At 71.3% G+C, this 25,924-nt stretch carries 21 protein-coding genes and 1 pseudogene; 13 read left to right on the forward strand and 9 right to left on the reverse strand.

What is annotated here, in order from left to right; translation table 11 throughout:
* Nucleotides 1-195: 195 nt before the first annotated feature.
* Nucleotides 196-1,761 (reverse strand): MFS transporter, encoded by a 1,566-nt coding sequence (locus tag ACZ4WS_RS33880; protein WP_467986557.1) that lies wholly within the window; start codon nt 1,759-1,761, stop codon nt 196-198.
* 110 nt (nt 1,762-1,871) lie between these two features.
* On the opposite strand from ACZ4WS_RS33880, the gene ACZ4WS_RS33885 reads away from it, so the two are divergent.
* Nucleotides 1,872-2,471, forward strand: coding sequence for a TetR/AcrR family transcriptional regulator (locus ACZ4WS_RS33885; RefSeq protein ID WP_467986558.1), 600 nt, complete (start codon nt 1,872-1,874; stop codon nt 2,469-2,471).
* A gap of 45 nt (nt 2,472-2,516) precedes the next feature.
* Here the strand turns inward: ACZ4WS_RS33885 and ACZ4WS_RS33890 are convergent, their stop codons facing one another.
* The gene (locus ACZ4WS_RS33890; protein WP_467986559.1) at nt 2,517-3,689 is read right to left on the reverse strand and encodes an MFS transporter; all 1,173 of its coding nucleotides are present in this window, start codon (nt 3,687-3,689) and stop codon (nt 2,517-2,519) included.
* Nucleotides 3,690-3,736: 47 nt separating this feature from the next.
* Here ACZ4WS_RS33890 and pdxR point away from each other — a divergent pair, with 47 nt between their 5' ends.
* Entirely contained in the window at nt 3,737-5,179 is a 1,443-nt protein-coding gene (pdxR, locus tag ACZ4WS_RS33895; RefSeq protein WP_467986560.1) for a MocR-like pyridoxine biosynthesis transcription factor PdxR, read from the forward strand.
* A gap of 286 nt (nt 5,180-5,465) precedes the next feature.
* On the opposite strand, the gene ACZ4WS_RS33900 is transcribed toward pdxR, so the two are convergent.
* Nucleotides 5,466-6,896: a PucR family transcriptional regulator gene (locus ACZ4WS_RS33900; protein WP_467986561.1), complete on the reverse strand. Its 1,431-nt coding sequence runs from the start codon at nt 6,894-6,896 to the stop codon at nt 5,466-5,468.
* Between the two features lie 174 nt (nt 6,897-7,070).
* Here ACZ4WS_RS33900 and ACZ4WS_RS33905 point away from each other — a divergent pair, with 174 nt between their 5' ends.
* From ACZ4WS_RS33905 to ACZ4WS_RS33915, 3 genes are all read left to right on the forward strand, one after another.
* Nucleotides 7,071-7,997: a proline dehydrogenase family protein gene (locus tag ACZ4WS_RS33905; RefSeq protein WP_467986563.1), complete on the forward strand. Its 927-nt coding sequence runs from the start codon at nt 7,071-7,073 to the stop codon at nt 7,995-7,997.
* Nucleotides 7,998-8,236: 239 nt separating this feature from the next.
* Entirely contained in the window at nt 8,237-9,868 is a 1,632-nt protein-coding gene (gene pruA / locus ACZ4WS_RS33910) for an L-glutamate gamma-semialdehyde dehydrogenase (protein WP_467986565.1), read from the forward strand.
* A gap of 91 nt (nt 9,869-9,959) precedes the next feature.
* A complete protein-coding gene (locus ACZ4WS_RS33915; RefSeq protein WP_467986566.1) occupies nt 9,960-10,835 on the forward strand; it encodes an alpha/beta fold hydrolase in 876 nt (291 codons plus the stop codon).
* Between the two features lie 31 nt (nt 10,836-10,866).
* Here the strand turns inward: ACZ4WS_RS33915 and ACZ4WS_RS33920 are convergent, their stop codons facing one another.
* The 3 genes and pseudogenes from ACZ4WS_RS33920 to ACZ4WS_RS33930 all read right to left on the reverse strand — a co-directional run.
* The gene (locus tag ACZ4WS_RS33920) at nt 10,867-11,073 is read right to left on the reverse strand and encodes a DUF5988 family protein (protein WP_467986568.1); all 207 of its coding nucleotides are present in this window, start codon (nt 11,071-11,073) and stop codon (nt 10,867-10,869) included.
* A gap of 51 nt (nt 11,074-11,124) precedes the next feature.
* Nucleotides 11,125-12,033, reverse strand: coding sequence for an alpha/beta fold hydrolase (locus ACZ4WS_RS33925; protein WP_467986570.1), 909 nt, complete (start codon nt 12,031-12,033; stop codon nt 11,125-11,127).
* Between the two features lie 105 nt (nt 12,034-12,138).
* Nucleotides 12,139-13,140: pseudogene (locus ACZ4WS_RS33930) on the reverse strand (glycoside hydrolase family 97 catalytic domain-containing protein); the annotation flags it as partial.
* Nucleotides 13,141-13,198: 58 nt separating this feature from the next.
* Here ACZ4WS_RS33930 and ACZ4WS_RS33935 point away from each other — a divergent pair.
* Nucleotides 13,199-13,741 (forward strand): GNAT family N-acetyltransferase, encoded by a 543-nt coding sequence (locus tag ACZ4WS_RS33935; protein ID WP_467986571.1) that lies wholly within the window; start codon nt 13,199-13,201, stop codon nt 13,739-13,741.
* Between the two features lie 18 nt (nt 13,742-13,759).
* On the opposite strand, the gene ACZ4WS_RS33940 is transcribed toward ACZ4WS_RS33935, so the two are convergent.
* Nucleotides 13,760-14,752, reverse strand: a complete 993-nt coding sequence (locus ACZ4WS_RS33940) for an NADP-dependent oxidoreductase (protein ID WP_467986573.1) — start codon at nt 14,750-14,752, stop codon at nt 13,760-13,762.
* 112 nt (nt 14,753-14,864) lie between these two features.
* On the opposite strand from ACZ4WS_RS33940, the gene ACZ4WS_RS33945 reads away from it, so the two are divergent.
* Together ACZ4WS_RS33945 and ACZ4WS_RS33950 are read left to right on the forward strand one after the other, a co-directional pair.
* Nucleotides 14,865-15,764, forward strand: a complete 900-nt coding sequence (locus tag ACZ4WS_RS33945) for a LysR family transcriptional regulator (RefSeq protein ID WP_467986574.1) — start codon at nt 14,865-14,867, stop codon at nt 15,762-15,764.
* 288 nt (nt 15,765-16,052) lie between these two features.
* Complete coding sequence (locus ACZ4WS_RS33950; RefSeq protein ID WP_467986575.1) at nt 16,053-16,184, forward strand: hypothetical protein; 132 nt, start codon at nt 16,053-16,055, stop codon at nt 16,182-16,184.
* Nucleotides 16,185-16,240: 56 nt separating this feature from the next.
* On the opposite strand, the gene ACZ4WS_RS33955 is transcribed toward ACZ4WS_RS33950, so the two are convergent.
* Complete coding sequence (locus tag ACZ4WS_RS33955; RefSeq protein WP_467986576.1) at nt 16,241-17,800, reverse strand: purple acid phosphatase family protein; 1,560 nt, start codon at nt 17,798-17,800, stop codon at nt 16,241-16,243.
* 142 nt (nt 17,801-17,942) lie between these two features.
* On the opposite strand from ACZ4WS_RS33955, the gene ACZ4WS_RS33960 reads away from it, so the two are divergent.
* Nucleotides 17,943-18,986 carry a 3-isopropylmalate dehydrogenase gene (locus ACZ4WS_RS33960; protein WP_467986577.1) on the forward strand — a complete coding sequence of 348 codons (1,044 nt, stop codon included), beginning with the start codon at nt 17,943-17,945 and terminating at the stop codon, nt 18,984-18,986.
* A 581-nt stretch (nt 18,987-19,567) separates the two neighbouring features.
* Entirely contained in the window at nt 19,568-20,656 is a 1,089-nt protein-coding gene (locus ACZ4WS_RS33965) for a branched-chain amino acid aminotransferase (RefSeq protein WP_467986578.1), read from the forward strand.
* 277 nt (nt 20,657-20,933) lie between these two features.
* Here the strand turns inward: ACZ4WS_RS33965 and ACZ4WS_RS33970 are convergent, their stop codons facing one another.
* Nucleotides 20,934-22,361 (reverse strand): cytosine permease, encoded by a 1,428-nt coding sequence (locus ACZ4WS_RS33970; protein WP_467986579.1) that lies wholly within the window; start codon nt 22,359-22,361, stop codon nt 20,934-20,936.
* 145 nt (nt 22,362-22,506) lie between these two features.
* Here ACZ4WS_RS33970 and ureA point away from each other — a divergent pair, with 145 nt between their 5' ends.
* From ureA to ACZ4WS_RS33985, 3 genes are read left to right on the forward strand one after another with little or no spacing between them, the layout of a single operon-like run.
* Nucleotides 22,507-23,199, forward strand: a complete 693-nt coding sequence (ureA, locus tag ACZ4WS_RS33975) for an urease subunit gamma (RefSeq protein ID WP_467986581.1) — start codon at nt 22,507-22,509, stop codon at nt 23,197-23,199.
* Nucleotides 23,196-24,866, forward strand: coding sequence for an urease subunit alpha (locus ACZ4WS_RS33980; RefSeq protein WP_467986583.1), 1,671 nt, complete (start codon nt 23,196-23,198; stop codon nt 24,864-24,866). Before ureA ends, ACZ4WS_RS33980 begins: the two co-directional genes overlap by 4 nt.
* 9 nt (nt 24,867-24,875) lie before the next feature.
* A complete protein-coding gene (locus ACZ4WS_RS33985; RefSeq protein WP_467986584.1) occupies nt 24,876-25,913 on the forward strand; it encodes an agmatine deiminase family protein in 1,038 nt (345 codons plus the stop codon).
* Nucleotides 25,914-25,924: the final 11 nt, after the last annotated feature.

Below are 25,924 nucleotides of genomic sequence, written 5' to 3' on the forward strand. Positions count from 1 at the left end.
TCTCCCGCCCGTCCCAGAAGCGCGCCGCAGGACAGCCGGAAATGCCGCGGGGGGGGGGGGGGGGGCCCCCCCCCCCCCCCGGGCCCCCTCCCCCCCCCCCCCCCCCCCAACGCCCCCCCCCCCCCCCCCCCCCCCCCCCCCCCCCCCCCCCCCCCCCCCCCCCCCCCCCCCCCCCGGCGCTCTCGACCCGCTCCGTCAGGCAAGCGCCTCGTCGCCCTCGACAGTCTCGACGGCCTCGGCCTCCCGCACGTGCACCTTGCGCAGTGCCACCGTGGCCAGCGCCGCCGCGCCCAGCAGCAGCACCATCCCCGCGATCGCCGCGGCCTGCATGCCACTGGTGAAGGCCTCCCGGGCGGCTGTCGCCAGGGCCTGACCGGCGTCGCCCGGGAGTTGCCGGGCGACGGCGAGCGCGCCGCCGAGGGTCTCGTGGGCCGCGGCCGGGGCGCCCGAAGGGATGTCGTGGCGGTAGACCGCCGTGCCGATGGAGCCGAGGACCGCCATACCCAGGGCGCCGCCGAACTCCGCGCCCGTCTCCAGCAGGGAGGACGCGGCGCCCGCGTTGGCGACGGGGACGGTGCTGAGGGCCAGGTCCATCATCTGGGACATCACGGTGACGATTCCGGCGGCGAGGACGCCCGCACCGGCGAGGACCAGCCACAACGAGTCCGTTCCGGCGAGGGTCAGCAGCCCGTAGCCGCAGGCGGCGACGACGAAGCCGCCGGAGACGACATGGGCGCGGTGCACGCCCTTCTGCACGAGCTGCGCGGCGACCGGGGCGGCGACGCCGACCAGGACCGTGGGGAGCAGCGCCCACAGCGCGGCCTCCATGGAGCTCTTGCCGAGGACGGACTGCAGGTACTGGGTGGTGAAGTACGCCGAACCCATCATCCCGAAGGAGGAGATCAGGTTGAGGACGACGGCCGGCGCGAAGCCGCGGCCGCGGAACAGGGCAGGGGAGATCAGCGGGGACTTCGCGGTGCGCTGGCGGTGGACGAACAGGGCGGTGAAGACCAGGCCGACGGTGATCGAGACGACGTACCGGACGTTCCAGCCCTCGGAAGGGATTTCCTTGATGCCGTAGATGACGGGCAGGACCGCCGCCATCGACAGCGGCACGCTGAGCAGGTCGAAGCGGCCGGGCTCCGGGTTCTTGGACTCGGGGAGCAGGATCGGGCCGAGGACGAGCAGGAGCACCATCGCGGGCAGGTTGACCAGGAAGACCGAGCCCCACCAGAAGTACTCGACGAGGACACCGCTCATCACCGAACCGAGCGCGATGCCGCCGGTCATGACGCCGGACCACATGCCGATCGCCTTCGCGCGCTGGCCGGGGTCCCTGAACATCGTGCGGATGATCGCCATCGTCGACGGCATCAGGGTCGCGCCGCCGATGCCGAGGACCGCGCGGGCGGCGATCAGGGTCTCGGGGCTGTTGGCGTAGGCGGCGATCACCGAGGCCGTGCCGAAGGCGGCGGCGCCGAACAGGAGGAGCTTGCGGCGGCCGATGCGGTCGCCGAGCGAGCCCATCGTCATCAGCAGCCCGGCGAGCACGAACGCGTAGATGTCGAAGATCCAGAGCTGCTGAGTGCCGCTCGGCTCCAGGTCCGCGCTGATCGAGGGGATCGCGAAGTAGAGGACCGAGACGTCCATCGAGACCAGGAGCAGCGGAAGCATCAGGACACCGAGGGCGGTCCATTCGCGGCGGCCGGCGAGGGCTCCGGGTGCCCCGGGCGCGGGAGTTGCGCTCGTTGAGTTCGTCATGTCAGGAACTGTACGAGCGTCTTAAACGCTTGTCTAGTACGAGCGTTTAAGACGTTCGTATAGGACGCCCGTATGGGACGGTTGTCTAGATCGAAGGTAGGGTGGTCGGCATGGGACATCGTGAGGATCTGCTCGAAGGCGCCAAGCGCTGCCTGCTGGAGAAGGGGTTCGTGCGCACGACGGCGCGCGACATCGTCAAGGAGTCGGGGACCAACCTGGCGTCCATCGGCTACCACTACGGATCGAAGGACGCGCTGCTCGCGCAGGCCTACGTCTCGCTGATCGAGAGCATGGGCGACGCGGAGGCGCCCGGCTGGGGCGCGGGGGGTGAACCGGCCGCGCCCGCCGGGTCGTTGGAGCGCTTTCAGGAGGTCTGGGCGACCATCATCGATTCGCTGCCCCAGACCCGCGCGATCTGGATGCTGAGCCTCGAACTCATCGTGCAGGGGGATCGCATGCCGGAGGTGCGCCGGCTGCTGATCGAGGCCCAGGAGCAGGGCAGGTCCGGGATCGTGCCCATGTTCAACGGCATCCCGGAGACCGAGCTCGACAAGGAGACCGTCGACACGGAGGGCCGCCTCTACCAGACGCTTCTCAACGGGCTCATGGTCCAGTGGCTGTTCGACCCCGACTCGGCCACCGACGCGGAGCGGCTCACCGAGGGGTTGCGGCGGGTGATCGCGGGGGCCGCCGCCGCTGCTACGGACTGACGCCGGCACCTCACGCTGTTCGGGGATGACAGACATTTTCCATCATCAAATCTCCGGGCTGCCCGCACGCCGGTCGCGGAAGGCCGGGCCCAAGGCAGCGAGCATCAGCAAGGCGGTGAAGACGAACGCCCACGGATAGCCCGTCCACCCCGCGAGTGCCCCGAAACCGACCGCGCCGACGCCCATGCCGCCGTCGTACGCGAGGTTCCACAGCGCGGTGACGGTGCCGTATCCGGAAGTCGGGACCCGCGCGTACATCAGGGTCAGCGTGGCGTTCTGGGCGAGGCCGAAGCCGATGCCGAACACGGCCACTCCGGCGACGACGGCGACCGGGCTGCCGGTCAGGGCCGTGATCAGCATGCCCGCCGCCGAGAGGACCAGGCCGGGTACGACCAGTCGCGCGGGCCCGTGCCGGTCGCCGTACCGGCCCGCGACCCAGCGGGCCGCCGTCGACGCGGCGGGCTGGACGAAGAGAGCCACGGCGACGACTCCCGTGTACGCGGCGGGGACGGCGAGCGGCAGGAAGGTGACCACGATCCCGGCCGCCAGCGCGGTGGTCGCGAAGACCGCCGCGGGGCGGACCAGACCCCCGGTGCGCAGCCCGGCCACCACACCCACCGGCTTCCCGGACGTCGACTCCCGGTCCGGCAGGCCCGGTACGGCGGCGATCGCGGCCAGCGCCGCCACGCCCGCGGCCACGGCGACCGGGCCGTACCCGACGTGCGCGGCGAGCCACACGCCCAGCGGCAGAGCGATCAGGGACGGGATACCGGAGACGACACCCACCAGCGCCAGGCCCTCGCCGCGGCGCTCGGCCGGGATCAGCGACGCGGTGAGCGCGCCGCCCGCGACGAGGGTGAGCGCGAAGCCCAGGCCGCGCACCAGACAGACGGCCACGATCCACGCCATGCCGTCGGAGGCGGTCAGGACGAGCGCGGGCGCGCCGAGCAGGCAGAGCCCGGCGACCAGCGCGACCCGGTAGCCGTAGCGGGTGACGAAACGGGGAGCGGCCAGTTCGCCGAGGACCGTGGAGAGCATCAGGGCGCCGGTCGCCAGGCCCGCGCCCGACGCCGTGGCGTAGCGGGGCACGACCGACAGGAGCAGGAAGAAGCTCACCGAGGCGCCGAGCATGCTCACGAAGCGGAGCGTCAGCGCGCGGGTGACGAGGGGCGGCCGGGGCGTCGGGGGAGTCGTCGAGGTCATCTCGGCAGGCGTCATGAGAACGACGCTAGGCAGCAGCCGGACCGCCGGTAAGCTCCAATTCCATGCCGCCACAGTGGGCCGGTTTGTCGCCCGAGCTACTGCTGTCCGTCGACCGGGGCAGCGGCGAGCAACTGCGCGCGCAGCTGGAACGGCAGGTGCGCGACGCGATCCGCACGGGCCGGCTCGGCGCCGGCGAACGGCTCCCGTCCTCCCGTGAACTCGCCCGCGTGCTCGGCCTGTCCCGGGGTCTGGTCCAGGACTGCTACGCCCAACTCCAGGCCGAGGGCTATCTGGTGACGCGCGTCGGCTCGGCCACCCGGGTCGCCGCGGGCGCCCATGTGCCTCCCGCGCCCGCCTCCGCGCACCCGGCGCCGCCACGCCTGATCGCCGACTTCCGGCACGGCGTACCGGACTTGAGGGGTTTCCCGCTCGCCGACTGGCTCTGGGCCCTGCGCGAGGCGGGCCGTGCCATGCCGGTGGTGGACCTCGACTACGGGGATCCACGCGGGAGTTCGGCCCTGCGCGAGGTCATGGCCGGGTATCTGCGCCGGGTGCGCGCGGCGGCGGCCGACCCCGAGCGGACCGTGGTCTGCTCCGGCTACGCCCAGGGCCTCGGGCTGGCACTGAGGAGCCTGGCCCGGACCGGCGTGCGCGTCGTGGCGTACGAGGACCCGGGCGCGCCCGCCACCGCGACGGCGGCCGCGGACGCGGCGGGCCTGACGGCGGTGCCCGTCCCGGTCGGCGACGACGGCATCGACGTACGGGCGCTCGACGCGACCGGGGCGCGGGCCGTCATCGTCACGCCCGCGCACCAGTGGCCGACGGGGGTGGTCCTCGCCCCCGAGCGGCGGCTCGCCCTGATCGAGTGGGCCACGCGCCGCGACGCGTATGTCATCGAGGACGACTACGACGCGGAGTTCCGTTACGACCGGGAGCCCGTGGGAGCGTTACAGGGGCTGGCCGCCGACCGGGTGATCTCCCTCGGCACGGTCAGCAAGTCCCTGGCGCCCGCCCTGCGCATCGGCTGGCTGCTCTGCCCGCCCGCGCTGACCGCCGCGGTCACGGAGGCCAAGCGCCTGACCGACCGGGGCTCCCCGACCCTCGACCAGCTCGCCCTCGCGCACCTGATCGAGTCCGGCCGCTACGACCGCCATCTGCGCCGCATGCGCACGACCTACGCGGCCCGCCGCACCGCCCTGGTCTCCGCCCTCGCCGAACACGCCCCGCGGGTCCGGCTCACCGGTCTCGCCGCGGGGTTCCACGCGGTCGCGCACCTCGCCGGCCCCGCCGACGAGCAGGCGGTCGTCATCGGGGCCCGCGAACGGTCCGTCGGCCTGTACGGCATGAGCCCGTGCCGTTCGACGCACGCGACCACACCGGTCCAACTGGTCCTGGGCTTCGGCGATGTGGGGGAGCGGGCGATCGCGGAGGGCGTCGCGGCGATCGGCGACCTGCTCAACAGAGCGGGAAAGCCCGGAACTTCACCGCCTCGCCGCGCGTCGTGAAGATCGTGACAGCGACAGACGGCACGCCCCTCGACGGCAGGCGGAGTTCCGGGGCGGCCTGCCCCACTTCTACGCGCCGCAGGAGTTCCCGCCCGTCGAGGAGTCCCGCAGCCCCGAGGCATGGACCTGTCCGCGGTTCGCGGGGGAGCTCGCCGAGGAGTGCGTCAGCGGTCTGGAGGACCTGTACGAGGACGACTGGGCCGACGAGGACGCCCAGCCGCCGAGACGACGGGGCCGACGAGCACGCGTAGCCGCCGCCGAGGCGGCGGCGGATCCATCAACTCCCTTAGAGCCGCGCCCCCTTCAACGCCATGTGCAGCAGCAGCCGGTCCTCCCCGTCGTCCAGGTCGAGCCCGGTGAGCTGCTCGACCCGCGAGAGGCGGTAGTAGAGCGTCTGGCGGTGGATGCCCAGCTCCGCCGCCGTACGGCCCGCCTGCCCCGCACGGTCGAGGAACACCTCGGCCGTGCGGGCGAGTTCGCGGTGGGCGGGGGCCAGCAGGGTGCGTACGGCGGGGTCGTGGGCGGCCTCCGGAGGGAGGGACGTCAGGAGCCGGAAGGGCCCGATGGACGCCCACTCGGCGACCGGGCCGAGACGGGGCTCGGCGAGGACCGCGCGCGCGGCGGCGGACGCCTCCTGCCAGGCCGCCCCGAGCTCCGCGAGACCGACGCGGGCGGAGGCGACGCCCGCCGCGGCGCGCTGGGCACGATCAGCGACCGCCGCCCGGCCGGTCACCGGCCCGTCGCCGGTGGCGCGCCCTGCCCCATGTGCCCCGCCCGTACCCCCTTGAGCTGTGCCCGATCCCGCACGTGCCCCGCCCGAACCCCCGCGAGCTCCGCCCGCACCCGCCCCGGCTCTGCCCGATTCCGAACCGGCCCCGCCCGAACCCCGACGTGCCTCGCCCGATCCCGCACCACCACCCGGCAGATCCACCCCGCGCCCGCCCTCCGCCTCCCGCACGAAGCGTGTGGCGGCCGTCAGTGCCGGCGTCAGTACGTCCGCCGACCGCAGCCGTACGAGGAGGGCCAGGCTCTGTCCGGTCGTACCCCACGGCACCGTGCACAGCGCGGTCGCCCCCGGCACCGTACGGACGGACGGGGCGTCGTCCGGGTCCGCCGACGGCCAGGGCGCCACGCACACCACCGTGTGCAGTCCGTCGCCGCGCGGGCCGAGGGCCGTACGCAGCTCGGCGACCGCCATGTCGCGCTGCCAGCCGCGCTCGGCGGTGAGGACGGCGCGCAGCTCACGGGTGAGGTCCGCGCCGGCCTGCGCCTCGTCCGCGAGCAGCGCGCCGATGCGGGAGGCGACCTCCATGGCGGCGGTCAGCTGTTCGTCCGTCGGCCCCGGGTCGTCGTCAAGGAGCCAGACGTAACCGAGGACGACCCCCCGATGGCGTACGGGAAGGCAGATCCGCCCCCGGTGCACCCCCGCCTCCGGCGTCCGCGGAATCCGCACCGGGCCCGTCGCCCGCGCGATGCCGAAGCCCTCGAACCACGCCCGGACCGCCGACGTGGAGCGGCGGGTGAGGATCGAGCGGGTGCGCACGGGGTCCAGGGCCGACGCGTCGAGCTCGCCCTCGCTGTCGTACGCGCCGAAGGCGATCAGCTCGAAGTCACGGTTCTCCAGCGTCGCGGGCGCGCCGAGAAGCTCCGAGATGTCGTCCACCAGCTCCTGGTAGTCACCTCTGTATTCACCCGTCACTCGGGCATTCTCCCGCATTTCCGCGGGGTGCTCATACATATGTCTGAGATCCAGGGCACGGATGCGTGACAGCTGTCGATGGCAGAGGATCGGAGGGATCCTTAGGTTTCACGGTGGTTCTCCGTGCCGTACCCGAATCGCCATTTTTTCGGGGGGTACGGCCTTCTATTGGCCTTGTTGTGGAGGTGCCCCGTGCTGGGTCCCGTGATTCTCGCCGCCTCGCGCAGCGACAGGATGCGCCGTCTGATCTCGGCGGCGCCGGTGACCAAGCAGGTCGTCGACCGCTTCATCCCCGGCGAGACCGTCGACCAGATCGTGCCGATCGTCCAGGACCTCACGGCCAAGGGCCTGGAGCTCACCATGGACGTCGTCGGCGAGGACATCACCACTCCCGAGCAGGCCACCGCCGCCCGGGACGCGTACCTGGCGCTGATCGACCGCCTCAAGGACCTGGACCTCGGCACGAAGGCCGAGATGTCCGTCAAGCTGTCGATGTTCGGGCAGGCGCTGGAGGGCGGGCACGAGCTGGCGCTCGCCAACGTCCGCCCGGTCGTCGAGGCCGCCGCCGCCATCGGCACCACGGTCACCCTGGACGCCGAGGACCACACCACCCTGGACTCGATGTTCGCCATACACGAGGAGCTGCGGAAGGACTTCCCGCAGACCGGCTGCGTCATCCAGGCCTACCTCTTCCGCACTGAGGCCGACGCCCGCCGCCTCGCCGCGAACGGCAGCCGCGTCCGCCTCGTGAAGGGCGCCTACAAGGAGCCCGCCGAGGTCGCGTACCAGCAGAAGGCCGAGATCGACAAGGCGTACGTCCGTGTCCTGCGCATCCTGATGGAGGGCGAGGGGTATCCGATGATCGGGTCCCACGACCCGCGGCTCATTTCCATCGCCCAGGAACTGGCCCGGACGGCCGGACGCAAGCTCGACGAGTACGAGTTCCAGATGCTGTACGGCATCCGCAGCGAGGAGCACCTGCGGCTCGCCGCCGAGGGCCACCGCATGCGGGTGTACACCGCGTACGGCACCGACTGGTACGGCTACTTCATGCGCCGCCTGGCGGAGAAGCCGGCCAACCTCCTCTTCTTCGCCCGCTCGATCCTTACCAAGGGCTGAGCGGTAGCTGTCGGCATCCGGGTACATCCTGGGTAACGGCAGCTACCGCCCGTCGGTCGGCTGAGCCGACCCGGTTCCCGAGAAGGAGTTACGGAAACCGTGACTCCGCCCCCGTGGGGGCTTCTCACTCGCTCGCCGCAGCGGGCTCGTGACGGTCAAGCCCTGACCGCCGACCAACATACGCACACGGCTTCGGTTCTCCCGGCTGAAGTCAGGGATTCACTCGGAAGAGGTAGCTCATGGACGCTGTGACCCAGGTCCCCACCCCCGTCAACGAGCCGGTGCACGGCTACGCCCCCGGCTCGCCCGAGCGTGCCCGTCTGGAGGTCAAGCTCAAGGAGCTGGCCGAGAACCCGGTCGACCTGCCGATGACCATCGGCGGCGAGAAGCGCCTGGGCGGCGGCGAGCCCTTCCAGGTCGTGCAGCCGCACAACCACAAGGCCGTGCTCGGCACCGGCCGCAACGCCACGCAGCAGGACGCCCAGGACGCGATCGACGCCGCCCTCGCCGCCGCCCCGGCCTGGCGCGCGATGTCCTTCGACGACCGCGCCGCGATCATCCTGCGCGCCGCCGAGCTGCTCGCCGGTCCCTGGCGCGAGACCCTCGCCGCCTCCACCATGCTCGGCCAGTCGAAGACCGCCCAGCAGGCCGAGATCGACTGTCCCTGTGAGCTGGTCGACTTCTGGCGCTTCAACGTCAAGTACGCCCGCGACCTGCTCGCCGAGCAGCCCCCGGCCAACTCGCCGGGCGTCTGGAACCGCCTGGACCACCGCCCGCTCGAGGGCTTCGTCTACGCGATCACGCCGTTCAACTTCACGGCGATCGCGGGCAACCTGCCGACGGCTCCGGCTCTCATGGGCAACGTGGTCGTGTGGAAGCCGTCCCCGACCCAGACCCACGCCGCCGTGCTGCTCATGCAGCTCCTGGAGGAGGCCGGTCTCCCCAAGGGCGTCATCAACCTCGTCACCGGTGACGGCATCGAGGTCTCCAAGGTCGCCCTGGAGCACCGGGACCTCGCGGGCATCCACTTCACCGGCTCGACCAAGACCTTCCAGTACCTGTGGAAGACGGTCGGCAACAACATCGAGAAGTACCGCTCGTACCCGCGCCTGGTCGGCGAGACGGGCGGCAAGGACTTCCTGGTCGCGCACCCGAGCGCCGACCGCGCGGTCCTGAAGACGGCGCTGACCCGTGGCGCCTTCGAGTACCAGGGCCAGAAGTGCTCGGCGACCTCCCGCGCGTACGTTCCGGCCTCCATCTGGAACTCCGGCTTCAAGGAGGAGTTCGCGGCCGAGGTCGACTACCTGACCATGGGTGACGTCACCGACCTGTCGAACTTCATCGGCGCGGTCATCGACGAGCGCTCGTTCGCCAAGAACAAGGCGGCCATCGACCGCGCGAAGTCGGACCCGGCCTGCACGATCGTCGCGGGCGGCTCCTACGACGACTCCGTCGGCTACTTCGTGCGCCCGACCGTCGTCGAGTGCTCGGACCCGGAGAACGAGGTCTTCAAGACCGAGTACTTCGGCCCGTTCCTCGCCGTGCACGTCTACGAGGACGAGAAGTACGACGAGATGCTGACCCAGATGGAGTCGGCCTCGGACTACGCGCTCACCGGCTCGGTCGTCTCGGGCGACCGTGCGGCGGCCGCGTACACGATGGAGAAGCTCCGCTACGCCGCGGGCAACTTCTACATCAACGACAAGTCGACCGGCGCCGTCGTCGGCCAGCAGCCCTTCGGCGGCGGCCGCGCCTCCGGCACCAACGACAAGGCGGGCGCCCCGCAGAACCTGATGCGCTGGACGCTGACCCGCGCCATCAAGGAGACGCTGGTCCCGCCGACCGACTACGGGTACCCGCACATGGGCTGACACGCCCGGCACCGACTCCGCCCCCGTTCACGGCACGCAGCCGAGGACGGGGGCGGCTCCATGTGCGCGGCGGTCCGGGCAGACTCCTGCCATGACGTTCTTGGAGATGGGGAAGACGCCGGAGACCGTCACGGCCGATGACGGCGTACGGCTGTGGGCGTGCCGGTCGGGGCGGGGCGAGCCGCTGGTGCTGTGCCACGGCGGGCCCGGCCTGTGGGACATGTTCGAGGACGTGGCCGGGCTGCTGGCGGACCTGGCCACGGTCCACCGCTGGGACCAGCGCGGCTGCGGCCGGTCGCAGCCGTGCGCCGGGCCGTGGACGACCGAGCGGTTCGTGGCCGACCTGGACGCCGTGCGAGGGCACTTCGGGCTGGAGCGGATGACCCTGCTCGGCCACTCGTGGGGCGCGCAGCTGGCGCTGAGTTACGCGCTGGCGCATCCGGAGCGGGTCGCCGCGCTGGTGTACGTGAGCGGTACGGGCATCGGACCGGACTCCGACTGGCACGGAGCCTACGAGGAGAACTTCCGTGCCCGGCTCGGCGAGCGCACCGAACGGCACGCCCGCTGGGGGGAGTTGACCGATCGTGAGCGACTGTCGGAGGCGGAGGAACGGGAGAGCGCCGTACTGCGGTGGTCGGCGGAGTTCGTCGACGGCGAGCGGGACCTGGAGCACGCCGGGCGCATGGCCGAGCCCTGGTTCGGAGTCAACTACGACTGCAACAGCGCCCTCAACGCCGAGCGGAAGCGGACCTGGGCCACCCCGGAGCTGTACGCCGCCTGCCAGGCGCTCGACCTCCCGGTGCTCGTTGTGGACGGGGCGCGGGACATCCGTCCCCGCTCGGCGGTGGACTCGCTGGAGCGGGCCCTGCCGCGCGTGCGGCGGGTGATCCTGCCGGAGGCCGGGCACCTGCCGTGGGTGGAGGACCCGGAGGGGTTCCGGGAGGCGGTGACGGCGGCGGTGCGGTGATCCGCCGTCCCTCGCCGCGCCGGACGTGGCGTTACCCGGCGAACTCCGTCCGCTCCCACCACTCGTACACGGGCAGCCTGCCCTCCGGCGTGTCCGCGTGCCGCGGGGTTGCCCTGAAGTGTTCGTATCCACCGCGCAACTCGATCTTCACATCCGTTCCAGGGGGCGGAATCGGGACGATCCGTTCGGGCAGATCATCCGGGCCGCCTTCGAGCAGTGCTTTGGTCGTGTCGCTCATGACGTCACCGTTCCCCTTGCCGGAGCCCGATGCCGCATGCCGCGCAGAGGATCAGTCGTGTGGGCGATCCGCTGCTCGGCCGCGGGCCGTCGTCAGGTGCCGGTCGAGGAAGTCCCGCATGAGCCGTGCGATCTGGTCGGCGTGCGTCTCCAGGGCGAAGTGGCCCGTGGGCAGGAGGTGGATCTCGGCCTTCGGGAGGTCGCGCTGGAAGGCGAGGGCGCCCGCCGGGACGAAGATCTCGTCGTGCGCGCCCCAGACGGCCAGGAGGGGGACCTGGCTGGTGCGGAAGTACTCCTGGAAGGCCGGGTAGAGGGCGAAGTTGGAGCCGTAGTCGGAGATCAGGTCGAGCTGGATCTCGGGCTGCCCGGGGCGGGCCATGAGGGCCGCGTCGTGTGCGTACGCGTCGGGGCTGACGAGCGTGGGGTCCGGGACACCGTGCAGGTACTGCCACTTGATGCCGTCGGGGCTGCTGATCTCGCGGACCGGCGCCTCGGTCTCGGGCGTGCGCTCGGCGATCAGCGCGAGGACGGGCGCCCAGGCCTCGGCGCCCAGCCCCTCCTCGTACGCGTTGCCGTTCTGCGTGATGATCGCCGTCACCCGCTCGGGGCGCGCGAGCGCGAGGCGCAGACCGATCGGGGCGCCGTAGTCCTGGATGCAGAGCGCGTACTCCTTCAGCCCGAGCCGCTCGGTGAACTCGCCGGTGATCTCGGCCAGTCGGGCGAAGGAGTAGGGGAATTCGGTGGCCGCGGGTGCCGCCGAGCGGCCGAATCCGAGGTGGTCGGGGGCGATCAGGTGGTAGGCGTCGGCGATGAGCGGCATCAGGTCCCGGAACATGTGCGAGCTGGTCGGGAAGCCGTGCAGCAGGAGCAGCACCGGGGCGTCCGCGGGCCCCGCCTCCCGGTAGTGGATCTCGCGGCCGCGGACGGTGGTCGTGCGGTGGTGGATCCGGTGCGCGTTCATGAGCGGCTCCCCTAACCCCTGAAACTCTCTTTGGTGGTGTTGGTGAGTGCATCACACTCACCCATAACCAGTAAAGTGAATTTCAAGGGTTAGGGGGATGGTGGATCACGTTTTTTCGCAGGTCGTACGGCCCTCGTGCGCGCGGCAGGCGATTGCCGCGAAGCCGCCGTCCGTCGTCACCGGTACGGCGAGGGTGTCGCCACCGTGTACGGCACGGGTCTCGCGCACCAGCCCCGACGGGCCGTCCGTCACCGTCTCCACCAGCCAGCGGCCGGCGCTCAGGCGGATCGGTACGTCGACGGTGCGGGCCGGGCCGGTGAACGTGCCGCCGATGAACCAGCGGCCGTCGGCGGCGCGTCGCGCCAGGACCGCCGAGCGGCCCGGGTCGCCGCTGAGGAGGCGGGTCTCCTCCCAGCGGGCGGGAAGCTGCTCGAGGTAGCGGCGTGCCTCGGGTCGTGCGTCGTAGGACTCGGGGGTTCCGGAGAGGTTCTGGATACCGGACTCGTAGAGGACCGTCAGGCCCAACTCGCCCGCGTCGGAAGCGACGTTGGGGCGGTACGGACGGTGGAACGCGCCCGGCGTGAAGTCCATGGAGCCGATGACGTTGCGCGTGAAGGGAAGCGAGGCCAGCTGCTCCGGGGTGTTCGTGCGCTTCTCCTCGCCCCCGACGCCCTCCATCGTCATGACCTGCGGCCAGGTGCGCTGTATGCGCTTGGGGATCGTCGAGCCGTGGAAGTTCACCACGAGGTGGTGGCGGGCCGTGGACTCCAGCACCTCGTCGTACCAGCGCATCCGTTCCTGGGACTCCGAGTCCATGAAGTCGATCTTCACGCCCTTGACTCCCCAGCTCTCCAGCGTGGAAAGCCACTTCTCCCGCTCGGCGGGGTCGGTGAGCAGGCTGTAATGCAGCCAGACATGGATGCCCACGCCCTTCGCCGCCGCGTAGCGCACCAGCTCCGGCATCCAGCTGTCCGTCTGCCAGTCGGGATCGACGACGTCCCAGGCGTCGGCCTTGAAGTACCAGCCCGCGTCGACGACTTCGTACGGCCAGCCGCGCTCGGCCGCGTAGTCCACGTACTCCTCCTGCGCGGCCAGGCTCTGCCCCGCCTCCTGGAGATCTTTCAGCCCGTCCGGAGGCTGCCCCGAGCCCCGGGATACTGACCCGATGACCTTCCGACTGCGTACCGCCCACACGGCGGACCTCGCCCCCGCCGAACTCCGCACCGTCCGCACCCTCCTGGACGACGCCTTCGCGGGGAACTTCAGTGACGAGGACTGGGACCACGGCCTCGGCGGCATACACGCCCTGGTGCACGACGAGCGGGGCCTCGCGGCGCACGGCTCGGTGATCCAGCGCCGGGTGCTGCACCAGGGGCGTTCGCTGCGCGTCGGATACGTGGAGGCGGTCGGCGTGCGCGCCGATGTACGCCGTACGGGCCTGGGCGGCCGGGTCATGGCGGCACTGGAGCGGATCGTCGACGGCGCGTACGCCCTCGGCGCGCTCTCCGCGAGCGAGCAGGGCGCCCCCCTGTACACCGCCCGCGGCTGGCAGCGCTGGCCGGGCCGCGTCTGTGCCCTGGCCCCGGACGGTGTCGTCCGGCTGCCCGGCGAGGAGGGCACCACGTTCGTACGACCCGTCGCCCCCGGGGGCGCCCTCGATCCGGCGCACGAGCTGGTCTTCGACTGGCGGGACGGCGACGTGCTCTGACGGCGCCGCTCGGACGGGTCAGACGCCGCGCACGAGCATCTTGCCGGTGTTGCCGCCGCGCAGCATCGACAGGAACGCGTCCACGATCCGCTCGAAGCCGTCGACGACCGTCTCGTCGAGCGCGAGCCGGCCACTGAGCAGATGGGGTACGGCGAACTCGCACAACTCCTCCTGCACGTCACGGTAGTCGCGCACCAGGAAACCCTCGATCCGCAGGCTCTTCTCCACGACGTCGGCGTGGTTGAAGAGGACCGGCGGCGCCTCCGGGGTGTTGTACTGCCCGACCGTGCCGACCCGCACCACCCGGCCGCGCTCGCGCAACGCGCCGATCGCCGCGCCGAGCTGGTCGCCGCCGACGTTGTCGACGAACACGTCGATGCCGTCCGGGGCGGCCTTGGCGAGGAGGCCGGCCGCGGGTCCCGCGTGATGGTCGAAGGCCTCGTCGTAGCCGACCTGTTCCCTGAGATACGCCACCTTCGCCGGGCTGCCCGCGCTGCCCACCAGCCGTCCGGCGCCCATCAGCCGCGCGAACCGCCCGGTGGCCGTACCGACCCCGCCCGCGGCCGCCGAGACGAACAGGTCGTCCCCTTCGCGGAGTTGGGCGATCCGGGTGAGGCCGACGTACGCGGTCAGGCCGGTGCCGCCGAGGACGCTCAGGTACGCGGACAGCGGTACGCCGTCGTGGTGCGGGAGGCGTCTGGTCTCCTCCGGGCGAACGACGGAGTGGGTGCGCCAGCCCTGGCGGTGGAAGACGATCTCCCCCTCGGTCAGCGCCGGGGCGCGGGACGCGATCACGCGGCCGAGCGTGCGGCCCTCCAGCGGGGCATTCAGTGCGAAGTCGCCGTCCATCATCTCGCGGTGGTAGGGGTCGACGGACCAGTAGAGGTTCTCGACGAGGGCCGTGCCCGGGGCGGGCTCGGGCACGGGCGACTCGGCGAAGCGGAAGTGGTCCGGCGTGGGGTAGCCGGCCGGGCGGGCGGTCTGCTGGACGGTGAGCGCGATGTCGTTCATGGAACGGGACCGTAGAAAGGAATGTGGCGCCCGGGCAGAGGGTTGCGCTCATGGAACGGCCGCATCCATGAGCCGTCCTCATGGAACCAGTTGGCACCAGGTGGGAGCCCCGATGGCGACAGCCGACCTCGCACCGCAGGAACTGCGGACCATCGTGGCCGTCGCCCGCGAGGGCGGCTTCTCGGCGGCGGCCGGCACGCTCGGCATGACGCAGTCCGCGGTCTCGCACGCGGTGCGCGGCATCGAACGCAAGGTGGGTGTCGTGCTGTTCGAGCGCGGGCGGCGCGGGGCGCGTCCCACGGCCGCGGGGGAGCGGGCGGTGACGCACGCGCGGCGGGTGCTGCGGATGCTGGACACGCTGGTCGCGGAGGCGCGGGGCGCGGGCGCGGGGCCCGACGGCGGGGACACCGTGGCCGGGCCGCTGCGGATCGCCGCCTTCCGCAGCGCGGCGCTGCATCTGCTGCCGCCCGCGCTGGAACGGCTGGCCGCCCGGCACCCCGGGATCGAGCCGACCGTCCGCGTCGTACGGGAGGTCGGGCCCGGCACGGCGGGGGAGGTGGCCGAGGGCCGGGCGGACGTCGGGATAGCCACCCTCGGCACGAGCACCCCCGTGCCGCCGGAGCTGATCGGCGACGTACTCCTTCAGGAGCCGTACTCCCTGGTGCACCCGGCCGGTCACCCGGACCCGCGCTCGCTCCCGTTGGTCGACTGGACCGAGAACTGCTCTTCCTACACGCGGACTTGGTGGGCCGCGCAGGACTGGATCCCGTGCGCGACAGTCAGCGCCGAGGACGACGGAGCAGTGCTCTCGATGGTGAGTAGTGGTCTCGGAATGGCCATCATGCCCGCGCTGTCCCTCACGAGTGCACCGCTCACAACGGAGATCACTGATCTCGGTCCGGAGCGCCCGACACGCTCCGTCGGATACGTCACCACACCCGAGCTCGCCACGACGCTCGCCGTCCGCGCGCTGATCAGGGAGCTGCGGGCGCTGCACCCCCGGCAGGTGTGACCTCCCCGGCGGGTGACGCCGTGCGGGCCGTCGTCCCAGGTCAGAGCGGTGTGGCTCAATCCACCGTCTCAGATAGTAGGAAGTCCGAGTAATTGTGGAGACAGATGCTCCGTCCTCACTTAGCTTTGTAGGAGCCGAACGTCTCGCTCGACCAAGCGAATGGCGGTCGTGAGCCGGAGCCCTTGGCAGGCAACCCCTGCGGCACCGCTCCCCGCCCCTTCCGGCGTCTCGTAATCCCTCATCGCACTTCCGGCTGTCCCGCATCCGGAGGCAAGGAGTCGATTCATCATGGCCGAGACGACCGTCCGCCGCCGAGTCCGCCACGTTTCCCGTACCAGCGAGTCCGAGCGCAAGAACGCCGCCGCTGCCCTGCAGCGCGCCCTCGACCGCAGGGACAACGGCGGTGCGACGGGGCACTGACCCGTCCGCACCCCCTCATACCGGGAGCCGCACCCGCACGGGGTGCGGCGTGGGGCCTACGCCCCGCGCCGCACCTCGAAGTAGTCGACGCGCTCGCCGCTCTGCGCGAGCGCGGACACCTTGAGCTTCGGCGTCGCGCCGGTCTCCGCCTCCACCGAGAGGAAGGAGTAGCCGGTGTACCGCACGCGCGACCACTCCACGGTGGCCGTCTGCTGGTGCTGCGACTTCGTCCAGTGGAAGGTGTCCACGGACTCGTGGGGAGCGACCTTCCCCTCGTAGCTGTCCTCGACCCCGACGGGGAAGCTGTACAGGCTCTTGCCCGCCCCGCCCGCCGTGACGTACACGATCCCGTCCCGCGTCGGATCGGTCGACCCGCCCACCGGCACCGGCCTGCCCACCGTGCCGCCCTTGATGGCGTCGGTCCGCTCGTACACGTGGTTGTGCCCGTTGATCACCAGGTCCACCTGGTGCTTGGCGAACAGCGGCAGCCAGGCGTCCCGTACGCCCCCGTCGGAGGCGTGCGTCGACGTCGAGTAGGCGCAGTGGTGGAAGAAGACCACGACGAAGTCGACGGCCCCGCGCAGCTCACCGAGCCGCTGGTCGAGCCAGGCCGTCTGCCGGCCGTCCGTGTAGCCCCGGTTGGCGGGGATCTCGTACGACACGTCGTTCGCGTCCAGCGCCACGATCCCGACATTGCCGTACGTGAACGAGTAGACGCCCGGCGCCTTCCGCGCGTCGAAGCCGTTGTCCGGGAGCGACCAGCGCGCCGACTGCCCTCCGTACCCGTTCGACGAGTACCAGGCCTCCATGTCGTGGTTGCCGGTCGTCACCATCCACGGAACCGACTTCGCCACCGACTCGGTCTGTTTGAGGAACAGGTCCCAGCTGCTGGGGTCGTAGCCGTCCGAAGTCTTGCCGAGGCCGGTCACGTCCGCGTAGCAGATGTCGCCCGCGTGCAGATGGAAGGCCGGGTGCCGGCCGAGGAGTACGCGGTCGTTGGCGAGCGCGTCGGGGGTGACGCCCTGGTCGCCGAAGGCGGTGAAGACGAACTTCTCGGGACCGGCGGGCGCCGTGCGGAAGGAGCCGACCGTGGAGAGCCGCTCCCGGGACGCGGGGTCGAATCCGTCGTGGCCGACGCCGTAGTAGTACGTCGTTCCGGGGCGGAGGCCGTCGAGCGCCACGTGCAGGTAGTACTGGTCCAGCGCCGGCCGCTGCCCCGTGAGCCCCGGCGTGTGCAGGTCGCGGACCTCGGCCTCGATCTTCCGGCTCAGGTCCTCGGGCTTCAACCCCACGCGGACGTACGGCTTCCTGACCGCGAACGGCACCTGCCAGGAGATCCGCATCTGGGTCTTCGGGTCGGCGCCGAAGGCGAGGTGGCGGCCGAAGGGGGCGACGACGGAGCCGTGCACCTGTCCGGCGGCGGGGCTCGACCCCGGGGTGGACGTGCGCGTCTCCGTCCCCGAGGGGCAGCCCGCCAGCAGTCCGCCGCCCGCCAGCGCGCCCGCGGTCACCAGTGCGCGGCGGCGGGTGAGCTTCGTCCGCAGGTACTCGTGCTGCTCCGCCATGTTCATCCGGCGCGCGAGCTGCGGCGGAATGCCGAAGTCGGGAAGGTCCATGGTGGTGAACTTCCCAGCAAGTCCCAACACCCGCCATACGTACGGGTGAACGGGAGGTGATGGGTGGGCACCTGCCGACACCGGCGTGTCCGTATGGCGGACATGGCGTGTCATTCCATGGGACAAGGAGTACGGTGCCGTCATGTCTCGCAGCATCGATCTCGCAGTGATCCCCGGTGACGGCATCGGCCAGGAAGTCGTGGCCCAGGGTCTCAAGGTCCTCTCCGCCGTCCTCCCGCAGGATGTGAAGCTGGAGACCAAGGAATTCGACTTCGGCGCCAAGCGCTACCACGCCACCGGTGAGACCCTCACCGACGCGGACGTCGAGGCCCTCAAGCAGCACGACGCCATCCTGCTCGGCGCGATCGGCGACCCGTCCGTCCCCTCCGGCGTGCTGGAGCGCGGCTTCCTGCTGAAGCTCCGCTTCCTCTTCGACCACCACGTCAACCTCCGCCCGTCGAAGCTCCTCCCGGGTGTCCCCACGCCGCTGGCGGGCCAGCCGGAGATCGACTTCATCGTGGTCCGCGAGGGCACCGAGGGCCCGTACACGGGCAATGGCGGCACCATCCGCAAGGGCACGCCGCACGAGGTCGCCACCGAGGTCTCCGTCAACACGGCGTTCGGCGTCGAGCGTGTCGTCCGCGACGCCTTCGCCCGCGCGCAGGCCCGTCCGCGCAAGAAGCTGACGCTGGTCCACAAGAACAACGTGCTGGCCTTCGCGGGTCACCTCTGGACGAACGTCTTCAACGAGGTGGCCAAGGACTTCCCCGAGGTCACCACCGACTACATCCACGTCGACGCCGCGACGATCTACCTCGTCACCGACCCCGGCCGCTTCGACGTGATCGTCACCGACAACCTCTTCGGCGACATCATCACCGACCTCGCCGCGGCCGTCTCCGGCGGCATCGGCGTCGCCGCCTCGGGCAACATCAACCCGAGCGGCGAGTTCCCCTCGATGTTCGAGCCCGTGCACGGCTCGGCGCCCGACATCGCGGGCCAGGGCAAGGCCGACCCCAGCGCCACCGTCCTGTCCGTCGCCCTCCTGCTGCGTCACCTCGGCTACGAGACCGAGGCCGCCCGCGTCGAGGACGCCGTCGCCGCCGACCTCGCGGAGCGCGTCGGGCAGCCCGCCCGCTCGACCGACGAAATCGGCGACGCGCTCGCCGTACGAGTAGCCGGCTGACCCGTCGACTCTCACGCTAGCCGCCGGGTCGCATGGGCCCGGCGGCTTCCTGTGTTGGGCACCGGTTACCGGGTGCCACCATCAACCGTTCCTTGGCAGTACTCGAGAGCGATCCCTCGTACTGGCACGCCCCGAACGGTCTTGGGCGCACTGGTCGTCCGCTTTCGCATCCCAGGCGGCAACATGGATCCTGTCCGTGGTCCGATCCGGGCGGGCGGAGTCCCTGGCGACTCGGCCATATGGACGCGGCCAGAGGCGACGGGGAGGCCCTGAACCATCTCGCTGGTGGAGCAGGGGCCCCGCACGCTGGCGCCGTGCCCGACGTTCCAAGTCGCGTGATCACGGTACGTCGACTCTCGCATCGGACCGCAAGCTCGGGGGCCGAACATCACACGAACGAGTTATCCGCAGATAGTGCCTCACGTCGCAACCATCCGAGCCATTTCGTCCCCAGGGCCCCGCACGCGATAATCGAACGAGGAGCCGCGGAATGAGGGAATGCTCGGACGTCCTAGCACTGGCCACTGGCAGTACAGGCGTGAGCGCGGCCCGTCACACACAACCGGTGAAGGACAACACTCATGACGACGCCCACGATCGAGCTCAAGCCCTCCGCCAGTCCGCTCTCCGCCGCGGAGCGCGAGGCGATCCTGGTCAACCCCGGATTCGGCCGCCACTTCACCGACCACATGGTGACCATCAAGTGGACGGAGGGACGGGGCTGGCACGACGGCCAGCTCGTTCCGTACGGCCCGCTCTCCCTCGACCCCGCGAACATGACCCTGCACTACGCGCAGGAGATCTTCGAGGGACTCAAGGCGTACCGCCAGCCCGACGGCTCGGTCGCCAGCTTCCGCCCGGACAAGAACGCCAAGCGCTTCCAGGCGTCCGCCCGTCGTCTGGGCATGCCGGAGCTGCCGGTCGAGACGTTCATCAAGGCCTGTGACGTGCTCGTGCAGCAGGACCGCGACTGGGTCCCGGCGCACGGTGGCGAGGAGTCCCTCTATCTGCGCCCGTTCATGATCGCGACCGAGGTCGGCCTGGGCGTGAAGCCCGCCAACGAGTACCTCTTCCTCGTCATCGCGTCCCCCGCGGGCGCGTACTTCCCGGGTGGCGTGAAGCCGGTGTCGATCTGGCTCTCCGAGGACCGCGTCCGCGCCGTCCCCGGCGGCATGGGTGACGCCAAGACCGGCGGCAACTACGCCGCCTCCCTGCTCGCGCAGGCCGAGGCCGCCGCCCAGGGCTGCGCCCAGGTCGCCTACCTCGACGCCGTCGAGCACAAGTGGGTCGAGGAACTCGGCGGCATGAACCTGTACTTCGTGTACGGCGACAAGATCATCACCCCGTCGCTCACCGGCTCCATCCTGGAGGGCGTCACCCGCGACTCCCTGCTCACCCTCGCCCGCGACCTCGGCTACACGGCCGAGGAGGGCCGCGTCTCCATCGACCAGTGGCAGCGCGACACCGAGAACGGCACCCTGACCGAGGTCTTCGCCTGCGGCACCGCCGCCGTCATCACCCCCGTCGGCACGGTCAAGCGCGCCGGCGGTGAGTGGCAGCAGTCGGGCGGCGAGCCCGGCAAGGTCACCCTGAAGCTGCGCGAGGCGCTGCTGGACATCCAGCGGGGCGTCGCCGAGGACAAGCAAGGGTGGATGCACCCCCTGGGCTGACCCGAGTGCCCGTGAGACGGGGCCCGCGCCGGTGTGTGACCGGGGCGGGCCCCTTCTCGTTTGCGGCAGGGCGTTGCGGCGCCTTCGCGCCGGGCGTGATGAAGCGCTCCTGCCGGGCGTTGCGGCGCCTTCGCGCCGGGGGGCATTCAGCCTTCCTGCCGGGCGTTACGACGCCTTCCCGTCAGGCGTCATGTAGCCCTCCTGTCGGGCGCCGCGACGCTTTCCCGCCGAGCGCTACGACCCTCTCCCGCCGGGCGTTGTGAAGCCTTCCCGCGTGTCACGACGCCACCGTCGACCGCTCGGCCTCCGCGGGCGTCGGCGCCCGGTCGGGGCGCGGGGCGAGCGCGAGATAGGCCAGACCGCCCACCACCCCTGACAGCACGAAGCTGCAGTCCACCCCGCCCGTCACCGACAGCAGCGGACCCTGGTACGAGGGGAGCGAGACCGCCAGCAGTCCGACGAAGGCACCCAGCGCCCATGACGCGGTGGCCTGGAGGTTCCAGCCGCCCCGGTACCAGTAAACCCCGCCCCGGGAGCGCCGGTTGAAGACCTGGAGGGCGTCCGGGTCGTACACGCCGCGGCAGCGGGCGAAGCCGATGAGGGTGATGACCGCCCAGGGGGTGCCGATCGCGGTCAGCAGCAGCACGAAGGACGTCATCGCGGACTGCGCGTTCCAGGCGTAGTGGCCGACGAAGACGCAGACCGTGGCGACCACGGCGACCGTGCAGGTGGCGCGGGCGCGCGAGGCACGGGGCAGGATCGCGTCGAGGTCGAGACCCATGGAGTAGAGCATCAGACCCGCGTTGCCGACCGAGCCCGCGGAGGCGGCGAGCAGCAGCGGGACCAGGTACCAGGCGGGGGAGGCGGAGACCAGCGGCCCCGCGTAGTCGAGGGCCGCGCGGGCCGCGTACGCCGTGAAGGTGCCGAAGAGCTGGGGGACGAGGAGACCGGCGATCAGCCCCAGCCAGGTGGCGTGCAGGACCGTTCGGGAGGAGTGGCGGGACGGGGAGATGTAGCGCGTGTAGTCGCCGAGCAGGGTGATGAACGCGATCGGCCCGGACAGGCCCGCCGCCACCGCCGCCAGCAGCCAGGTCGGCCAGAAGGAGCCGAGCAGATAGCCACCGGTCTCCGGGAGCGCGGCGGTGGTGAAGTGCGGGGCGTACGCGATCACGCCCACCACCAGGAGCGCCGTCATGCCGATCGCCAGCACGCGGGACATGGCGAGCAGTACGCGGTAGCCGTACACCGCGCCCGTGACGGTGGCGGCGGCGAGCAGCGCGTAGACCACGGCGTACGAGAGACCGCTCACCGGCAGCCCGAAGAGCCGGTTCAGGACGCTCACCATCACATCGCCGCCGATCCAGACGGTCAGCGCGGTGTAGCCGAGGGCGAGGAGCAGGCCGACCACCGAGCCGACCAGGCGTCCCCGCACGCCGAACTGGGCGCCGGAGGAGGTCGAGAGGTTCGTCGCCGTGCGCAGGGACACCAGGGCGAGCGGGGCCGTGAGCGCAGTCCCGACCACCGTGCCCGCCACGATCGAGCTCACCGACGCCCACCAGCCGAGCCCGAAGGACGGCGGCAGCCAGCCGAAGATGATCACGCCGAGACAGAGATTGGACCCCAGCAGGATCGACACGAGGTCGCGCGGCCCGCTGGTGCGCTCCTCGTCCGGGATGGTGTCGACGCCGCGCTGTTCTATCGGCATGGCTGGTCTCCTTCGATCGGCCGCCTGCGAGTTAGAGCGACGTTCAATGTGTACTGAGTAATGGTGGCCAGTCAATGTTTCCGTCTTGTGAATCTCTTGGTTAGAGTGGTGTTCTAAATCGTGGAAGGCAAGGAGGTGTCGCGTCGTGAGACTGACCCCCACGGAGCGTGACCGGCTGCTGCTCTTCGGGGCCGCCGAGCTGGCCCGCGCGCGCAAGGCTCGCGGTCTCAGGCTCAACGTCCCGGAGGCGACCGCTCTCATCGCCGACACCGTCTGCGAGGCCGCTCGCGACGGGCGCAGGCTCGCCGAGGCGATCGCCGTGGCGCGGGCCGTGCTCGGTCCGGACGACGTGCTGCCGGGCGTCGCCGATGTCGTCACCGAGGTGCATGTCGAGGCCGTCTTCGACGACGGCTCGCGGCTCGCGGTGGTGTCGGATCCCATCGGGGGCGGGCTGGGGGATCAGGCCCCGGGCGCGCTGCTGCCGGGACCGGAGCACGCCGAGCCGGAGGCCGCCGTACGGCTCCTCGTCACCAACACGGCCACCGTGCCGGTCTCCGTCACCTCACACTTCCACTTCTTCGAGGCCAACCCGCGGCTCGACTTCGAGCGCGCGACCGCCTACGGGATGCGGCTCGCCGTTCCCGCCGGATCGTCGGTGCGCTTCGGGCCGGGCGACAGCGTCGAGGTCGGGCTGCTGCCCATCGGGGGCGAGCGGATCGCGATCGGGTTCGCGGGGCTGGTCGACGGACCGCTGGACGCGCCGGGGGCGAAGGAAGAGGCTCTGCGCAGGGCCGCCGCCTGCGGATATCTAGGAGCGGAACGAGGAGCGGAACGATGAATCCGTACGAGTACGCCGCCACCCATGGTCCGCGCGCGGGCGACCGCGTTCGCCTGGGCGACTCGGGGCTGACGATCCGCGTCGAGTCCGACGCCCAGAAGCACGGCGACGAATTCCTGGCGGGCTTCGGCAAGACGGCCCGCGACGGGTTGCACCTCAAGGCCGCCGCCGTCCGCGAGACCTGCGACGTCGTCATCAGCAATGTCGTGGTGATCGACGCGGCCCAGGGGATCCGGAAGGTCTCCATCGGTATCCGCGAGGGGCGGATCTGCTCGATCGGGCGGGCCGGGAACCCCGACACCCTCGACGGCGTCGACGTGGTGGTCGGTACGGGCACGTCCATCGTGTCCGGCGAGGGGCTCATCGCCACCGCCGGCGCCGTGGACACGCACGTCCACCTGCTGTCGCCGCGCATCATGGAGGCCTCGCTGGCCTCCGGGGTGACCACGATCATCGGCCAGGAGTTCGGCCCGGTGTGGGGCGTCGGAGTCAACTCGCCCTGGGCGCTGCGCCACGCCTTCAGCGCCTTCGACGCCTGGCCCGTCAACATCGGCTTCCTGGGCCGGGGTTCGTCGTCCTCGGACGCGCCCCTGGTCGAGGCCCTCGCCGAGGGCGGAGCCTCCGGTTTCAAGGTGCACGAGGACATGGGCGCCCACACCCGCGCCCTGGACACCGCGCTGCGCGTCGCCGAGGAGCACGACGTCCAAGTCGCCCTGCACAGCGACGGGCTGAACGAATGCCTGTCGGTCGAGGACACGCTGCGGGTCCTCGACGGGCGCACGATCCACGCCTTCCACATCGAGGGCTGCGGCGGCGGACACGTGCCGAACGTGCTGAAGATGGCGGGAGTCGCGAACGTCATCGGCTCCTCCACCAACCCGACCCTGCCCTTCGGCCGGGACGCGGTCGCCGAGCACTACGGGATGATCGTCTCCGTCCACGACCTGAAGACCGACCTGCCCGGCGACGCGGCGATGGCGCGCGACCGGATCCGGGCGGGGACGATGGGCGCCGAGGACGTCCTGCACGACCTGGGCGCCATCGGCATCACGTCCTCGGACGCGCAGGGCATGGGCCGCGCGGGCGAGACCGTACGCCGGACCTTCGCGATGGCCGGGAAGATGAAGGCCGAGTTCGGTGCCCCCGAGGACCACGACAACGAACGCGTGCTGCGCTACATGGCGAAGCTGACCATCAATCCCGCCATCGCGCACGGACTCTCGCACGAGGTCGGCTCCATCGAGGTCGGCAAGCTCGCCGACATCGTGCTGTGGCGGCCCGAGTTCTTCGGCGCCAAGCCACAACTGGTCCTGAAGTCCGGCTTCCCGGCGTACGGCGTCGTCGGCGACCCGAACGCGGCCACCGACACCTGCGAACCCCTCGTCCTGGGACCGCAGTTCGGGGCGCACGGCGCGACGCCCGCCGAGATCTCGGTGGCCTTCGTGGCGCAGGCGGCGCTCGACCAGGGCAACGACCGTATGCCGACGCGCCGCCGACGGGTCGCCGTCCGCGGCACCCGCGGCATCGGCCCGGCCGACCTGCGGCTCAACTCCCGCACCGGAGCGGTCGACGTCGACCAGCGCACCGGCCTGGTCACCCTCGACGGCGACCCGCTGCGCTCCGAACCCGCCGACTCCGTGTCTCTCAACCGCCTGTACTTCCTCTAAGGATCACCCATGTCTGCTGCCGCCGACGGCTTCCGAATGCCCGCAGAGTGGACCCCGCACGAGCGCACCTGGATGGCGTGGCCGGGCTCCAACCCCACCTTCGACACCCCGGACGACCTCGCCGAGTCGCGGGCGGCCTGGGCGGCGGTGGCCCGTACGATCCGCCGCTTCGAGCCGGTCACGGTCGTGTGCGGTCCGGGACAGTCCAGGGAAGCCTCCGAGCTCCTCGGCGCCGACATCGACACCGTCGAACGGGAACTCGACGACGCCTGGATGCGTGACATCGGCCCCACCTTCCTCACCGACGGGAAGGGCGAACTCGCGGCGGTGGACTGGACGTTCAACGGCTGGGGCGCCCAGGACTGGGCCTGCTGGGAGCACGACTCCAAGATCGGCGCGTACGTCTCCGACCTCGCGGGGGCACGGACGTACGCCTCGAAGCTGGTCAACGAGGGCGGCGCGATCCACGTCGACGGCGAGGGCACCGTGCTGCTCACCGAGACCGTGCAGCTCGGGCCCGAGCGCAACCCCGACTGGACCCGCGAGCAGGTCGAGGCGGAGATCCACGCCCAGCTCGGCACCCGCAAGGCGATCTGGCTGCCGCGCGGACTGACCGGCGACTATCCGCCGTACGGTTTCGGCACGCTCGGCCATGTCGACATCGTCGCCGCCTTCGCGCGCCCCGGTGTGGTCGTCGCGCACTCCCAGCCGGACCCGGCGCACCCCGACCACGAGGTGAGCAAGGAGATCATCGGGCTGCTCCAGGCGCAGACCGACGCGCGCGGCCGCCGTCTCGAGGTCGTCGAGGTCCCCGCCCCGACCGTCCTGGAGGCCGACGGCCACTGGGCCGACTACTCCTACATCAACCATTACCTCTGCAACGGCGGCGTCGTGCTCTGCGGCTTCGACGACCCGCGCGACGAGATAGCGGCCGGGATCTTCCGGCGGCTGTTCCCGGAGCGGACGGTGACGCTGGTGGACGCACGTACGATCTTTGCCGGGGGCGGTGGCATCCACTGCATCACCCAGCAGCAGCCGAAGGTCTGAAGAGCAACAGG

The organism is Streptomyces sp. NPDC029292, from assembly GCF_055569295.1.